This window comes from Kocuria sp. (assembly GCF_030538595.1).
Taxonomy (GTDB): Bacteria; Actinomycetota; Actinomycetes; order Actinomycetales; family Micrococcaceae; genus Kocuria.
In genome coordinates this window covers 28,488-43,901 of record NZ_JAUNTS010000014.1, presented here as the reverse complement: position 1 = coordinate 43,901, position 15,414 = coordinate 28,488, and the positions used below count along the sequence as shown (strand labels likewise).

The following is a 15,414-nucleotide window of genomic DNA, read 5'->3' as shown; positions in this document are numbered from 1 at the left end:
GTGTGAGGTGAGTCATGGGATGACGTGAATTACCCCGCAGAAAGCAACCAAACCCCACGCGGAGTCATACGATCAAAGAGTTCTAACCCCAACTGAACCGCAAATCTGGTGACTCATGAGTGAAAGCAGTGTTCGTAGCGCACAACTGGTGGTCGACACTCTCCGTGAGCAGGGGGTGAGATATGTGTTCGGAGTGCCTGGCGCCAAGATCGACTCGGTCTATGACGCACTGGTGGATGCCCCGGAGATCCAACTGGTGGTGTGCCGGCACGAACAAAATGCCGTGTTCATGGCTCAAGCCGTAGGGCGCTTGACGAGAGTTCCCGGCGTGGTGCTGGTGACCTCCGGCCCGGGTACCACCAATCTGGCCACGGGTTTACTGACCGCCACCACGGAGCAGGACCCGGTGGTGGCCATTGCGGGCACGGTGGGTCTGCCTGATCGGCTCAAACGCACACACCAGTCACTGGATGCGGTGAACTTTTTGGCACCGGTGACCAAATCTTCCGTGGAATCCACGGATCCCAATGACGTGGCGGAAGCGTTGGCCAATGCTTTTCGCACGGCAACCACTGAGCCCAAAGGTGCGGCTGCCGTGATGCTTCCGGCCAGCGTGACCAACGCGCCCACCACCAAATCCGCGTTGCGCAAGAAGCACGTGGCGCCGCAGGGGCCCGCAGCCCAGGTCTCCATTGATCTCACGGTCCAGGCGGTGAAAGAGGCCGCGTGTCCCGTGCTGCTGGTGGGTCTACGAGCCTCTGACCCTGAATCCACGGCAGCATTGCGCCACGTGGTTCGAGCCACCGGGTTACCCGTGGTGGAAACCTTCCAGGCTGCCGGGGCCATCTCCCGTGATCTGGAGCAGCACTTCCTGGGCCGGGTAGGTCTGTTCCGAAATCAGCCCGGGGACATCTTGCTCTCCAGGGCGGATGTTGTGCTGACCATCGGCTACGACACCGTGGAATACGACCCCATCATTTGGAACACCCGCGCGGATCGAAAGATCATTCACCTGGACACCATCCCTGCGGACCTGGACAACGCGTACCAGCCCAATTTGGAGCTGCGCGGGAACATCGCCCAGACCCTGGAGATCTTGGCCGAGCAGTTGAAAGGTGTGGAGCTGGACCAGGCGGCCCAGGATGAAATCGCCGTGCAGCGGGATGCTTTGGCGGCTTTTGAAACGCAGGCACGCTCCAAGCCGGATACGCAGCTGGGGGTTCATCCCGGGCACCTGGCCTATGTGATCCGGGACCTCATTGAGGATGACAAGACCACGGTGGCCGCCGACATTGGCTCCCATTCGATTTACCTGGCCCGTTATTTCCGCACCTATGAACCGCGCACCTTGCTGTTCTCCAACGGCCAGCAGACCTTGGGCGTGGCGCTGCCGTGGGCCATTGCAGCAGCACTGGTCCGCCCGGAGCACCCCGTGGTGTCCATCTCTGGTGACGGTGGCTTCCTCTACTCCGCTCAGGATTTGGAAACAGCCACTCGTTTGGGGCTGAACCTGGTACACGTGATCATGCGGGACAACGCCTATGACATGGTGGCGTTCCAGCAGGTGATGAAATACGGCCGCACCTCCGGCGTCGAGCTGGGGGATTATGACTCCGTGAAGTTCGCTGAAGCCATGAATGCTCATGGCCACCGGGTGCACACCCTGGAGGAGTTCAAGTCGGCCTTCGTTGAGGCCACGAGTACTCCGGGTGTCTCCATTGTGGACGTGGCAGTGGACTACACGGACAACGTGGACTTGGCTGCCCACCTGGACGATTCTGCGCTGAACTAACCCCTCACCCTCCGCCGAGTTGTCAGTGGTGTGGCCCCTGAGACACCCAGCGGCCACGCAACTGGCAACTCGGCGGAGGGTAGGTAGGCGCTGAGAACAAACGGATGGCCCGGTACGTCCGTACCGGGCCATCCGTCATGTCAACCGGGTCACACCACCCGGTCCGCCAAGATCATGCTCTCAGGCATTGATGCGTTCGGTTTCGTCCTCCCAGGACGCGGCCATGGGACGCAATTTGTCCTCGTTGGCGCGTGCGTGATGGGCGCAGAACAAGAGTTCCCCTCCGGTGGACTGGAGGACAACCCGCACGTAGGCCTGGGCGCCGCAGGCATCGCAGCGATGGGTGGCATTCAATTTAGGGGTCTCTAGTGTGGCGTTCACAGACATCCTCCTTCAGACTCTGAAACTTCGCACGGCGGTCTCACCCTCCACGCGAGTACGTCCATACAACCACGCGGACCCGAAAAGTCATTCCACCCCGAAGGTGTTTTCGCCCACCGCGCACGTGGCTCACGTTGGTGGCGAGCTCAACTGCCTTGCTACGGGCCTCAACCACGTTGATGCGCGCCACAGGGTGATCCCGGTGCGGTGGTGACGCGCCGCGTCGTCGTCTTCCGGGGCTGCTGTGCAGGCGAGCGCATTAGAGTAAGGGCGCCCGGACTACCCGCCGGGTGTCCGCCCAACCACCGGTGCGGACCTTCCCCGCGTCAGCAGGAGACTCCTTCAACGTGAGCCCCACCAAATCCGAGTACAACGCCCGCCACCTCTCCGTCCTGGAGGGGCTGGAGGCTGTGCGCAAGCGCCCCGGTATGTATATCGGCTCCACGGATTCTCGGGGGTTGATGCACTGCCTGTGGGAGATCATCGACAACTCCGTGGATGAGGCCCTTGCCGGTTACGGGCATCACATCACCGTGATCCTGCACCGGGATGGTTGCGTGGAGGTTCACGACGACGGCCGTGGCATCCCCATTGACAAGGAACCGCGTACAGGGCTCTCCGGCGTGGAGGTGGTGTTCACCAAACTGCACGCCGGCGGCAAGTTCGGCGGCGGTTCTTACACGGCTTCCGGCGGCCTGCACGGCGTGGGCGCCTCCGTGGTCAACGCGCTCTCCTCCCGGCTGGACGTGCAAGTGGACCGTGGTGGCAAGACCTATCAGATGTCCTTTCGACGCGGTGAGCCCGGCACGTTCACGGACAAGGGCGCACCGTCCCCGGAGGCACCCTTCACCGCCTTTGTGTCAGGCTCCGAACTGGAAGTGGTTGGCAAAGCACGCCGCGGTGTGACGGGTACCCGAATCCGCTACTGGGCAGACCGCCAAATCTTCACCCCGGATGCCCAGTTCGCGTACCAGGACTTGGTCAACCGTGCCCGCACCACTGCATTCTTGATCCCCGGTCTTCGGATCACGGTGCGGGATGAACGCCGCGCGCCCGGTACCGCGGGGGAGCTGGCAACCCACGAGGAGGTCTTCCAACACGACGGCGGCATCTCCGAATTCGCCGACTTCCTGGCCACGGACGAATCCGTCACGGATATTTGGCGCTTCCAGGGGGAAGCCTCCTTCACGGAAACCGTTCCGGTGCTTGACGACGGCGGACACTCGCGTCTGCAGGAGGTGGAGCGTGACTGCGAGGTAGATGTGGCGCTGCGCTGGGGAATCGGGTACGACACCACGGTGCGTACATTCGTCAACATCATTTCCACGCCCAAAGGCGGAACCCACCAGACCGGATTTGAACAAGCCCTGGTCAAAGTGTTCCGCAAGCAGATCGAAGCCAATGCCCGACGTTTGAAGGTGGGCAACGACAAGATCGACAAAGACGACGTCATGGCGGGCCTCACCGCGGTGCTGACCGTTCGGTTGGCCGAACCCCAGTTTGAAGGCCAGACCAAGGAGATCTTGGGCACCCCGGCCGTGCGCCAAATTGTCTCCAAGGTGGTGGAGAAAGAACTGACCAAGGCCCTGACCGCCACCAAGCGAGATCAAAAGAACCAAGCCACGGCGGTGTTGGAAAAGGTGGTCGCGGAGATGAAGTCGCGGATCTCCGCGCGGCTCCACAAGGAAACCCAACGGCGCAAGAACGCCTTGGAGACTTCCTCCATGCCCACCAAGCTGGTGGAGTGCCGTTCCACGGACGTGGGCGCATCGGAGCTGTTCATTGTGGAGGGCGACTCCGCACTGGGGACGGCACGGTTGGCCCGGGACTCTGAGAACCAAGCATTGCTGCCCATCCGCGGCAAGATCCTCAACGTGCAGAAAGCCTCCGTCACGGACATGCTGGCCAATGCCGAATGCGCCGCATTGATCCAGGTGATCGGCGCCGGCTCCGGCCGGACCTTTGATGTTGAAGCTGCCCGCTACGGGAAGATCATCATGATGACGGACGCAGACGTGGACGGCGCCCACATTCGCACTCTGTTGCTGACACTGTTCTACCGCTACATGCGGCCGCTGGTGGAGGCCGGCAAGGTGTACGCGGCGGTCCCGCCGTTGCACCGGGTGGAAATTGTCAATCGGGGCTCCAAGCCCAATGAGATGGTCTACACCTACTCCGAGCGTGAGCTACACACGCTGCTGTCCGATCTGGAAGCGGAGGGCCGGTCCTACAAGGAGCCGATCCAGCGCTACAAGGGCTTGGGCGAAATGGACGCTGACCAACTGGCGGAAACCACCATGGACATCCGTCACCGTATGCTGCGCCGGGTGACCGTGGAGGGCGCGGAGGCGGCCGAACGCGCCTTCTCCCTGTTGATGGGCTCAGAAGTTGCCCCGCGCAAGGACTTCATCATTGCCGGAGCTGCCCAGCTGGACACGGAGCGGATCGACGCTTGAGGTGCGCCACCGTGGTTGACACAGATCAACCAGGTGGCAAACAGTGGGTTTCTGTTGGGTTGTGTTGGGAACCTGTGGCAACTGGATGCTTTTGGAAGGGTATTTTCCGTAAAATTTGAGGTGTTCACCAGGCATCACAACATAAGCGCAACCAGCCAACGGTGGATCGTGTTGCGTGAGTTCTTGGGTAGTTGTTGATGGCCTGTCATCACGTCCCGAAAGGGCTGCTCACCTCATGTGGCTCCAGGATTATGACCCGCTCGGGTCACCGTTGCTCTCCGCACTCGTTGCCGCTCTACCGATCATTGTGTTCCTCCTGGGACTCACCGTCTTCAAACTCACCGGCCTCAAAGCCTCCCTCATCGCCTTGATCCTGGCTGTGGGTCTGGGCGCACTGGTCTTTGGGCTTCCGTTGGCGGCCACCGGATCCGCCGTCGTCTACGGCTTCCTGGGTGGCTTGTGGCCGATCGGCTGGATTGTGCTGATGGCGGTGTGGCTGTACCGGATCGCCGTGCGCGCTGGCTATTTTGACGTCATTCGATCTTCCATTTCCGCCATCTCGGAAGATCAGCGGCTGCAAGTGCTGCTGATCGCCTTCTGCTTCGGCGGATTCCTGGAGGGGGCCGCAGGCTTCGGCATCCCCATCGCAATCTGCGGCGCACTTCTGGTCAACCTGGGGTTCCGGCCGTTGCGAGCAGCAGGTATTGCTCTGGTGGCCAACGCAGCCTTTGGCGGTTACGGCGCCATCGGCATCCCCGTGATCGTGGGTGCCGCGCAGGGTGATGTTCCCTTGACTGACCTGTCCCGCATGATGGTCCTGGTGATCCAGGGGATCATGGTGTTCATCCCCGTTCTGCTGGTGGCCATCCTGGACGGACGGCGCGGTGTGAAGGAAACCGGGTTGGTGGCCCTGGCCATCGGCATACTGGTGTCCGGCCTGCAATCCATCATCCTGTGGGTGGCAGGACCAGAGTTGGTGGACATCATCCCGCCGCTGGTGGGCATGGCGGCCATGGCTCTGTTGCTGCGCCGGTGGAGCCCCCGCACCATTTACCGGGAGGCTCACGCCCCGGCACTGGAGGATCTGCGCGCTGACCAACAGCCCGTCACCTTCGGCAAAGTGGTTCAGGCGTGGTCGCCGTTCTACATTCTTTCCGGTTTCATCCTGCTGTGGTCCGTGACCGCCGTCGTTGACTTCCTGGGCCGTGCCACGGTGGCTGTCCCCATGCCGTTCCTGCACCAGGCGGTGGCGCGCACAGCCCCCATCGTGGCGGAGACCACGGCTGTGGACGTGCTCTGGAGCTGGGGGATTCTTGCGGCCTCCGGAACCGCCATCCTGTGCGCAGCCTTGTTCACCATCCTGGTGACCCCCAGCATCACGTGGAAACAAAGCGGTGAGGAGCTGTTGGGGGCAGGTCGGCAGCTGTGGGGTCCCATCCTGATGATTTGCATGGTCATGGCGGTGGCCAACGTGATGAACTTTACCGGGATGTCTTCCGCCATGGCCCTGGCACTGGCGGCCACGGGTGGCGTCTTCCCGCTGCTGTCCCCGATCATCGGCTGGATCGGGGTGTTCGTGACCGGTTCCGTGGTCAACAACAACACACTGTTCGCCTCCTTGCAGGCCGTGACCGCCGGGCAGATCGGGACCAGCCAGACACTGCTGGTGGCCTCCAACACCGCAGGCGGTGTGATGGCCAAGGTGATCTCACCGCAGTCGATTGCCATTGCCACGGCTGCCGTGGGGGAGCAGGGCAAGGAGGCGGATCTGACCCGCCAGGTTCTGCTCTACAGCCTGGGTCTGCTGGCCGTGCTGTGTGCTTGGGTGTTTGTGCTGTCGCTGGTGCTCTGAGACCTGTCTAGGATGGAAGGGTCTGTGGTGATGTGAGTCACCACAGACCCTTTGTTCTTGTGCCGCACCGGAAAAATCCGCGGCAGGTCCCAGCAACGCAGGAGTTGACCATGGCCAGCACCCTCCCATCCGATGCGTCCAGTGCACAGGGCTGCGCGGAACACATCCCCGCAGTGACGGTGACCATCACCGGTGCCGCTGGTCAGATTGGTTACTCCACTGTTTTTCGTGCCGCTGCAGGTGCGCTGTTGGGACCGGACACTCCCGTGCGGCTCAGACTGCTGGAAATCCCGGAAGCGGCACGCGCTGCCGAGGGCGTGGCCATGGAACTACTGGATGGAGCCATGCCGCTGCTGGAGTCGGTGGATGTTTTTGATGACCCGAATCAGGCGTTCGACGGCGCAGAAGTTGGCTTATTGATCGGGGCCAAACCGCGCTCCAAGGGCATGGAGCGTGCTGATCTGCTCAGCGCCAACGCCGGGATTTTTTCGGTCCAGGGCCGTGCCATCAACCACGCTGCTGCGGATGCTTTCCGCGCCGTGGTGGTGGGAAATCCAGCCAATACCAACGCTCTCATTGCTGCCTCCCACGCCCCGGATGTACCCCGTGAACGGTTCACCGCGCTGACCCGTCTGGACCATCACAGGGCAGAAGCTCAGTTGGCGCTGGCCTGCGAGGTGTCCGTCAATGACGTGGCGGGAATTGCCATCTGGGGAAACCACTCCGCTTCCCAGTACGTGGACCTCACCCACGCCACGGTGCTGGGGCGTTCCGCGGAGGAAGTGCTGGCCGAACGCGGGTACGACCGGCAGTGGATTGATGAGTTTTTCATCCCCAAGGTGGCCAAACGCGGTGCGGAAATCATTGCGGTGCGCGGCGGATCGTCCGTGGCCTCGGCCGCGCATGCCACCTTGCATCACATCCGCAGCTGGTTGCGTGGAACGGATCGAGGGCAGTGGACCTCCATGGCCGTACCCTCCACGGGCGCCCACGGTGTGCCGGCCGGAGTGATCAGTTCCTTCCCCGTGACCTGTTCAGAGGGCGATTACAGCATTGTGGAACCCTGGGAGATTGATGCTTTTTCCCGGGAACGCATTGACCGCTCCGTTGCGGAATTGGTGGTCGAACGCGCAGCCGTGGAGGAACTGGGCCTCCTGGGCCCCGGTGCCTGAACCCCCGCCGTAACAGCACCGAGCAGCGCCGGACAGCACCAAGTAGCGCCCAGTGGCGCCGGACAGGCAGTTGTTTCGGCGTAAAGGTCAGAGCCGCAGCAAACGAACGTGGTCGTCGTGGACCTGCCCACCCATGGGAAAGGTGGTGGTTCCCACCACCCGGAAACCGCGGCGTTCATAAAAGGCATTGGCGCGCGGATTGAGTTGGTTCACGGTCAGCCACAGTCCGGTGGACCCATTCACCGTGGCGTCTTGGATCACGGAGTCCATGAGCTCCCCGGCCACACCGGACCCGCGGGCCTGCGCCAGGACGTAGAACTTGGACAGAAACCACAGGGTGGTCTCCTCCAGCAGTTGGGTATCGGCCAGCTCGCCGGTGACAGCCACCGGACGGCCTGCCACCGCCACCGCGTACCCCACCGGGGCGCCATCATGGGTCATGACCTGGATGTGGTGATCCGGGTCTGCCAACCACTGCTCAAACCTGTCAGTGGACAGCTCCCGCTGCACGTGCGCAGCAGCCGTGGCAGCTGAAACGCCTGGCGGGCAGGCATGGTGGAAGGTGGCTGCGGCCAATTCGTGGAGCAGCAAACCATCACCTAGACGGCCGGCGCGTACTCCCTGGTTCACTGATCGCCCTCCACAGCAGCATCGGCATCAGAGTCCCCGACGACGGCGGGGGAGCGGGGCGTCGTCGTCGGCTCCACCCAGGCAGGTCCAATGGCGTCCATGACCTGCTCCAGCGGGACACCGGAGCCGTCCCGTCGGCCGTATTCCGTGGGCAGGGACCGCGCCACACCGGCAGTGGACGCTGCCTTGGCCGGTCCCAGGCCGGCCCAAGCCAGGGTCAGCGCCGACTCGCCACGCAAGAACCGCTGGCACCGGACACCGCCCGTGGCGCGGCCCTTGGCCGGGTATTCGGACAGGGGAGTGAGTTTGACGGAGTATTCGGACATCCCCGGTAGGACTTCATCCGCCTTGGCCACGGTGACCACCACGGAGTTCGGATCCTGGCTGTGGGCCGGGCCAAAAAAGATCACGGCATCGCCTTCGGCGAGCTTGATCCCCGCAACGCCACCTGCCGTCCTTCCTTGCGGGCGCACGGAGGCGGCCGGGAAATGCAACAGCTTGGCCTGCGCGGTGATGAACACCAGATCAGCGGAGTCATCGGCAACCTCCACGCCAATCACCTGATCCTGGTCCCGACCGGTGCCCTTCAGGGAAATGATGTCCCAGTCGTCACGGTTCAAAGGGTGCTCGGGGTTGAGCCGTTTGACCACACCCTGCCGGGTTCCCAACGCCAAGACCGCATTCAGCGGTGCCAGCCCCACCAGCGCTTCGCCCTTGGCCAGGCTCAGGAAATCCTTGGCTGCAACGCCGTCGGAGAGCTTGGCCACGCCGTCGTAATCGGGCAGCACCGGAACGTCCAGAACCGGGACCCGGATCATGCGCCCAGCAGAGGTCACAGCCCCAATTTCCCCGCGAGCTGTGGTGGCCACTTGCGAGCGCAGCGCATCATGTTTGATCCGGCGCCCGGGCTCAGCCAGGGGGGTGCGGTCCGTGGTGCGTGCCAGCTGCCCGGAGGTGGAGAGGAACACCCAGCAGGGATCGTCGGTGATCTCCAGGGTGGGACCGGCTTTCTTGGCGTTTGCCGTGGCTGCGGTGATTTCCGGTAGATCCTCTGAGGTCAGCAGTGTGGTGCGGCGCTCATCTCCGTGCTGGGTGGCAACCTCCGCCAGTTCCTGGGAAACCACGGCCCGCAGTCGCGTGTCCGAGGCCAAAATGGCCTCCAGCTCGGCAATCTCACGCTGGAGCTCATCCCGCTCGGCTTCCAGCTCTATGCGGGAGAACTTGGTGAGTTGGCGCAGTCGCAGTTCCAGGATGTGATCTGCCTGTGCCTGGGAGAGGTCAAAGACCTGCATGAGCCGCGTACGGGCCTCCGCAGTTTCATCGGATGACCGGATGATCTGAATGACCTCGTCAATGTCCACAATGGCGATCAGCAGACCCTCCACCAGGTGGAGGCGATCTTGACGTTTGCCCAATCGGTGTTCGGTCCGGCGCCGCACCACCGTGAGACGGTGCTCCACGTAGACGCGCAAGAGGTCAAGCAACCCCATGGTGCGCGGCTGACCGTCAACCAGGGCCACGTTGTTGATCCCGAAAGACTCTTCCAGCGGTGTGTGCTTGTAGAGCTGGGCCAGCACCGCCTGCGGGTTGAAGCCGTTTTTGAGCTCGATCACCAGCCGCAGCCCGTTGGTGCGGTCCGTCAAATCCACCACATCGGAAATTCCGGCCAGTTTCTTGGCCTGGACTGCGGATTTGATCTTCTCAATGACCTTTTCCGGGCCCACCATGTATGGCAGTTCGGTCACCACAATGCCTTGTTTGCGTGCGGTGACTTGTTCCACGGCCACGGTGGCGCGGGTCTTGAAGGAACCGCGTCCGGTTTCGTAGGCGTCACGGATTCCGTCCAGCCCCACAATCCGGCCACCGGAAGGCAGATCCGGGCCCGGGATGAACTTCATGACCTGGGCCAAGGTGGCATCCGGGTGGTCAATCAGATGGCGGGCTCCCTCCACCACCTCACGCAGGTTGTGCGGTGCCATGTTGGTGGCCATGCCCACCGCAATACCGGAGGCCCCGTTGACCAGAAGGTTGGGGAAGGCTGCGGGCAGTACGGCAGGCTGGGTGAACTGGTTGTCGTAATTCGGGATGAAGTCCACCACGTCCTCACCCAGGTCCGCCGTCAGCGTCAGCGCCGCCGGGGCCAAACGCGCCTCCGTGTACCGGGAGGCGGCGGGACCATCATCCAGTGAGCCAAAGTTGCCGTGGCCGTCCACCAGGGGCGTGCGCATGGCAAAGGGCTGGGCCAGGCGGACCATGGCGTCATAGATCGCGGAATCACTGTGCGGGTGCAACTTACCCATGACTTCGCCCACCACGCGGGCAGACTTCACGTGCCCGCGATCTGGGCGCAGGCCCATGTCATCCATCATGTAGAGGATGCGGCGCTGGACGGGCTTGAGGCCGTCCCGGGCGTCCGGCAGAGCCCGGGAGTAGATCACGGAATAGGAGTACTCCAGGAAGCTGGTTTCCATTTCCGCCGTGACATCAATGTCAACAACATTCTCCCGGAAGTCCGCGGGAAGTTCTTGGCGGGGTGATCGTGATCCTGACCTGCGTGGGGCCATGGGTGGGGACGCTCCTTTGTTACTCCCGCGGGGTGTGCTGGGCAGACGTGTACCGTACGGTCAGCGGGGATTCTCGATACGCTGAAGTCTATGGTCTCCGAGTCCTCGAATCAGGGTGGCGACACCCACGCCCGCACGCCCGGTGGTACCGCTGGCCCTGACACGGCTGCTATTGCTCTGCAACAGGGTTACCCCGCCCATTGGGAAGCGGATGTGGTGCTGCGCGACGGCGCCACGGCCAACTTGCGCCCGGTCACCCCGGATGATCAGGACGCCCTGCTGGAGATGTTCCACGGGCAGTCGGAGAACACCATCTATCTGCGGTTCTTCTCCCACAAGACCACGTTGACCAAGCGAGAGCTGGAACGTTACACCACGGTGGATCACCGTGATCGGGTGGCCTTTGTGATCATGTTGGGTGGGTCCATGATCGGCATTGGCCGCTATGACCGCACGCAGAAACCCAACGATGCAGAAGTTGCCTTCCTGATCTCGGATGCCCACCAGGGGCGCGGCATCGGCTCCATTCTGCTGGAACATCTGTCTGCGGCAGCCTTGGAAAACGGCATTGACCACTTCTCCGCGGAGGTCCTGCCGGAGAACCGGGCCATGCTGCGGGTGTTCGTGGAGGCCGGCTACGACGTCGCCAGGCATTTTGACGACGGCGTCGTGGCCCTGGAGTTCTCCATCGACCCCACGGAGAAACAACGGTCCGTGATGGTGGCTCGTGAACACCGCGCCGAGGCCCGCTCCACGGCACGCATTTTGACTCCGAGTTCCATTGCCGTGGTGGGTGCCTCCGCCGATCCCTCGAACGGCGGGCACGTGGTGGTCAACAACATTGTGGCCTCCGGCTTTTCCGGTGCGCTGTACGGCATCAACCCGGTGGAGTTTGCCCAGGAGGGCATGATCCACAAGGCTTCGGTGGCTGACATCGGAGAACCCGTGGACCTGGCGGTGGTGGCCGTCCCGTATGACGCCGTGCTGGAGGTGGTGGATCAATGTGGCCGTGCCGGTGCCCACGCGGTGGTGGTGGTGACCGGCGGCTGGGCAGAGGCGGGAGCTGAAGGTGCCCTGCGGCAACGGCAACTGGTGCGGTTGGCCCGCGGCTACGGCATGCGTGTGGTGGGCCCGGCCAGCTTGGGGGTGCTGAACAACGCGGCAGAACACCGATTCAACGCCACTGTGCTGCCTGCCGCTCTGCGCCACGGTACCGTGGGCCTGTTCACCCAGTCGGGGGCTCTGGGCACCCTCCAAGCCTCCGCTGCGGTGCGCCACGCAGTGGGCATCTCCACGTTTGTGTCCGCGGGTAATCGAGCGGATGTTTCCGGTAACGACATGATGCAGTTCTGGGAGGACGACTCCGCCACGAAGGTCTGCGGCATGACACTGCAGTCCTTTGGAAATCCCCGCAAGTACTCCCGGATTGCGCGGCGCCTGTCCCGGATCAAACCGGTGATCGTTGCCAAGTCAGAGGTCACCGGATTGCGGCTGCCACCGGGGCACACAGGGCGCACAACCGAAGCCCCAGCAGGAGCGCTGAACGCCATGTTGCAGCAGGCCGGGGTGTTGCAGGTGGCCACGTCCGATCAGCTGATGGACCTGGCTGCCGTGGCTTCCGCCCAGCCGTGGCCCCGTGGCGTGCGCACAGCACTGCTGGCAAATGCCATGGCGCTGGGTCGGCTGATGGAGGACACCGCAGCCATCCTGGGCATGCCGGTGACCGCCGTACGGGACAACCTGGACACCTCACTCGGTGGCGGCAGGGCTCTGGAAAACGTCCGGACAGCCCTTGCCGGACTACTGGCGGATGCGGACGTGGACGCCGTCGTTGTCTCTTTGATCCCGGCACCCGGGGTGAGTGAGCAGGACTGGGCCAATGCCGTGGCCCAGGCGGGCCGGAACGGCGGCAAACCTGTGGTGCTGGCCATGACCGGCAGCACGGAGGTGCGGGCACCATCCCACGTGCACCGCCACGGGGATCTTGAACTTCCCGTGTTCCTTGCGCCGTCCTCCGCAGTGGAGGCCCTGCACCGTATCCAGGAGTGGGTGGCCTGGCGGGATCGGGAGAGCGACGCCGTCACGGTTCCGGAGGACATCAACGCCGAGGCAGCCGAGCAGCTGCTCGCGGAATGGTCGGCCGAAATCCCGGGTGAGTCACTGCTGACCCTGGATGCCGAACGGACCCGGCAACTGCTGGCCACCTACGGGATCTCGGTGCTGCCCACCGTGCGGTTCCGTGACGTGGAACAGGCCGTGGCGGCAGCTGAAGAGCTCGGTTACCCGGTGGCGGTCAAGAGCACGGATCGGCACCTGCGCCACCGCCTGGACCTAGGTGGAGTGCGGCTGCAAATTGACTCGGCGGAACAACTGCGAGATGCCATCACCTCCATGCGCCGCACCCTTCCCGTTGGTTCCGATCAGCTGGACCTGCAAGCCATGGCGCCCACCGGACAGGCTGTGGTGGTCACGGCAACCGAAGACCCTCTGGTGGGGCCGGTGCTGTCTTTCGGGATCGCGGGAGATGCCGTGAAACTTCTGGATGACCGCGCGCACAGGGTGCCGCCGCTGACCGATCAGGACATTCACGACATGGTCCGGGAGCCCAAGGCCGCCCGGAAACTCTTTGGCTACGAGGGCCAGCCGCCGGTTGCCGTGGAGGCCCTGGAAGACCTCATGATCCGGGTGGCGTTGTTGAAGGACCGGCACCCGTACATCGCGCGCCTGGATTTGAACCCGGTACTGTTGTCCAGCGAACACCTCACCGTGCTCTCAGCGGATGTGCGACTGGGGGACCCCAAGGAACGGACAGACAGTGCACGGCGCGCGATGCGGAGGTGAACCATGAGCGACACAATCGCTGGTCGGTACACCCTGATTGACCCCATTGCCCGCGGGGGCTCCGGCACGGTCTGGCGGGCTTGGGATCAGCGGCGTCGTAACCTCTGCGCCGCCAAGGTGCTGCGGCAGCGCGACTCCGCCGATCTGCTGCGTTTTGTCCGCGAACAATCCGTCAAGTTGGAGCACCCGCACGTTCTGGCTCCCTATGGCTGGGCGGCAGAGGACGAACACGTGGTGATCGCCATGGACCTCTGCGACGGCGGAACATTGGAAACGGTGCTTCAGGATCACGGTGCGCTGGCCGATGACGTCATTGAAGAAGTCATGCTGCAACTGCTGCGAGCCTTGCAGTTCGTGCATGCTGAGGGCTGGATTCACCGCGACGTCAAACCCGCCAATCTGATGATGAACGCCACGGGCACCGGGCGGCCCCTGTCCCGTCTGGCCGATTTTGGCATTGCCACGCAGATGGAAGACGCCCGTCTGACCCGCATTGGCACCGTGGTGGGCACCCCCGGCTACATTGCCCCGGAACTGCTGGACGGTGCAGACCCCAACCCGGCTCAGGACCTCTTTGCCGCAGGCGTGGTGGCCATGCGCATGGCCCAGCCGCACCAGGGCCGCGGCCAAAGCCCCACGCCGGAGAATGCACTCGAAGCATTCGGGCACGATTCCCTGCTGGGGGCCGAGATCGCCGCACTCTTGGACCCCGATCCCGGAGTGCGCCACGACGGCGCACTGGCCCTGCAGGAGCGCCTGGCCGGCGAATCCACGCACCGCAGCTTTGACCCCGCCCACACCCGTGACGGTGAGCCGCTGGAGGTCTTTCAGACCTTGGACCCCTTGCCGCCGGAGTGGCAGGAAATCGCCGAAGGTGCCCGCGAAGCTCCGCAGCAGCCCAGCACCGGTGCCGTCACGGCAGCACGCAGCGGAGAGGCCGGGGAGGACTCAGGCCCAGCCACTCAGGTGGCGCCCCAGGCGCCCATCAGCATCCAGGACGTGCCCAGCGGCGGATGGATCCGGACCAACTACGGTTTGGTCTCCACCCCTGCCCCCGGCGGTGAGCCCCTGGTTGGGCCAGCCAGCGGCCCCGCAGGCGGTGCGCTGCACGGAATGCCCTCCGGCTTGACGGTCGACGGCGCAGTGGCACCGTCTGCGGCTCCACCCACGCAGGGTGCCACCACGGGGTCCGTGGTCCAGGGGCCCCTTCCGCAAGGCCAGGATTCGCGGGCCACGTTGATCGGTGGCGGCCCCAACGCAGTGGCTGGCTGGAGTGGTAACGGTCAAGCGCGACGCAATGTGTCCCACCTGACGGCCGATGACACCACCCAGGAATCCGTGAGCGGTTCCCAGGCGGCCGCTTCCGAGTCGTCGTCGGGGACGCCCGGTGGTGGCGCCCGAACCAGGGCTGGCGTACCCGAGCGGGGCAAGTCCGCAAGAAATGGCCCGCTCTCCCGCCTGGGTGTTCACGGTGCCACAGGGTGGCTTGTGATCGGCGTGGTGGGGTTGCTGCTGGCCATCGGATTGTTGTTCGGCCTTCTGGCGCTCAACAACGCCGGAGGTTCGCAGCCCGCACCGACACCCTCACCCACGCAGACCTCCCAACCGACCCAGACCACCACTCCGTCACCTGCATCCACGTCCAACAGCTTCAACGGTGGTGAGCCCACCATCGGTTCCGGCTTTGGCGGGAACCAACCCGGCCGGGTGGGGGAGTAACCTGATG

General features: G+C 63.8%; 9 protein-coding genes. 6 read left to right on the top strand and 3 right to left on the bottom strand.

Going from position 1 to position 15,414, the window contains the following annotated elements:
* The first annotated feature begins 115 nt into the window (after positions 1 to 115).
* Complete coding sequence (gene alsS / locus Q4G32_RS11545; protein ID WP_303351566.1) at positions 116 to 1,792, top strand: acetolactate synthase AlsS; 1,677 nt, start codon at positions 116 to 118, stop codon at positions 1,790 to 1,792.
* 180 nt (positions 1,793 to 1,972) lie between these two features.
* On the opposite strand, the gene Q4G32_RS11540 is transcribed toward alsS, so the two are convergent.
* The gene (locus tag Q4G32_RS11540) at positions 1,973 to 2,173 is read right to left on the bottom strand and encodes a DUF7455 domain-containing protein (RefSeq protein ID WP_303351565.1); all 201 of its coding nucleotides are present in this window, start codon (positions 2,171 to 2,173) and stop codon (positions 1,973 to 1,975) included.
* A 347-nt stretch (positions 2,174 to 2,520) separates the two neighbouring features.
* On the opposite strand from Q4G32_RS11540, the gene Q4G32_RS11535 reads away from it, so the two are divergent.
* The 3 genes from Q4G32_RS11535 (at position 2,521) to Q4G32_RS11525 (ending at position 7,653) form a co-directional block, all read left to right on the top strand.
* Positions 2,521 to 4,629 (top strand): DNA gyrase/topoisomerase IV subunit B, encoded by a 2,109-nt coding sequence (locus Q4G32_RS11535; protein ID WP_303351563.1) that lies wholly within the window; start codon positions 2,521 to 2,523, stop codon positions 4,627 to 4,629.
* 235 nt (positions 4,630 to 4,864) lie between these two features.
* A complete protein-coding gene (locus tag Q4G32_RS11530; protein WP_303351561.1) occupies positions 4,865 to 6,481 on the top strand; it encodes an L-lactate permease in 1,617 nt (538 codons plus the stop codon).
* Positions 6,482 to 6,591: 110 nt separating this feature from the next.
* Positions 6,592 to 7,653, top strand: coding sequence for a malate dehydrogenase (locus tag Q4G32_RS11525; RefSeq protein ID WP_303351559.1), 1,062 nt, complete (start codon positions 6,592 to 6,594; stop codon positions 7,651 to 7,653).
* Between the two features lie 87 nt (positions 7,654 to 7,740).
* Here the strand turns inward: Q4G32_RS11525 and Q4G32_RS11520 are convergent, their stop codons facing one another.
* Together Q4G32_RS11520 and Q4G32_RS11515 are read right to left on the bottom strand one after the other, a co-directional pair.
* Complete coding sequence (locus Q4G32_RS11520) at positions 7,741 to 8,283, bottom strand: GNAT family N-acetyltransferase (protein WP_303351557.1); 543 nt, start codon at positions 8,281 to 8,283, stop codon at positions 7,741 to 7,743.
* Positions 8,280 to 10,847, bottom strand: a complete 2,568-nt coding sequence (locus Q4G32_RS11515) for a DNA gyrase/topoisomerase IV subunit A (protein ID WP_303351555.1) — start codon at positions 10,845 to 10,847, stop codon at positions 8,280 to 8,282. The genes Q4G32_RS11520 and Q4G32_RS11515 overlap by 4 nt, the downstream gene beginning before the upstream one ends.
* Positions 10,848 to 10,937: 90 nt before the next feature.
* On the opposite strand from Q4G32_RS11515, the gene Q4G32_RS11510 reads away from it, so the two are divergent.
* Both Q4G32_RS11510 and Q4G32_RS11505 read left to right on the top strand, forming a co-directional pair.
* On the top strand, positions 10,938 to 13,688 hold the full coding sequence (locus tag Q4G32_RS11510; protein WP_303351554.1) for a bifunctional acetate--CoA ligase family protein/GNAT family N-acetyltransferase: 2,751 nt from the start codon (positions 10,938 to 10,940) through the stop codon (positions 13,686 to 13,688).
* 3 nt (positions 13,689 to 13,691) lie between these two features.
* Positions 13,692 to 15,407, top strand: a complete 1,716-nt coding sequence (locus tag Q4G32_RS11505) for a serine/threonine protein kinase (protein ID WP_303351553.1) — start codon at positions 13,692 to 13,694, stop codon at positions 15,405 to 15,407.
* The last annotated feature ends 7 nt before the right edge of the window (positions 15,408 to 15,414 follow it).

Coding starts and splice junctions, on each gene's coding strand:
- Q4G32_RS11505 (WP_303351553.1), top strand. CDS start 13,692: ATGAGCGACACAATCGCTGGTCGGTACACCCTGATTGACCCCATTGCC.
- Q4G32_RS11525 (WP_303351559.1), top strand. CDS start 6,592: ATGGCCAGCACCCTCCCATCCGATGCGTCCAGTGCACAGGGCTGCGCG.
- Q4G32_RS11530 (WP_303351561.1), top strand. CDS start 4,865: ATGTGGCTCCAGGATTATGACCCGCTCGGGTCACCGTTGCTCTCCGCA.
- Q4G32_RS11515 (WP_303351555.1), bottom strand. CDS start 10,847: ATGGCCCCACGCAGGTCAGGATCACGATCACCCCGCCAAGAACTTCCC.
- Q4G32_RS11510 (WP_303351554.1), top strand. CDS start 10,938: ATGGTCTCCGAGTCCTCGAATCAGGGTGGCGACACCCACGCCCGCACG.
- alsS (WP_303351566.1), top strand. CDS start 116: ATGAGTGAAAGCAGTGTTCGTAGCGCACAACTGGTGGTCGACACTCTC.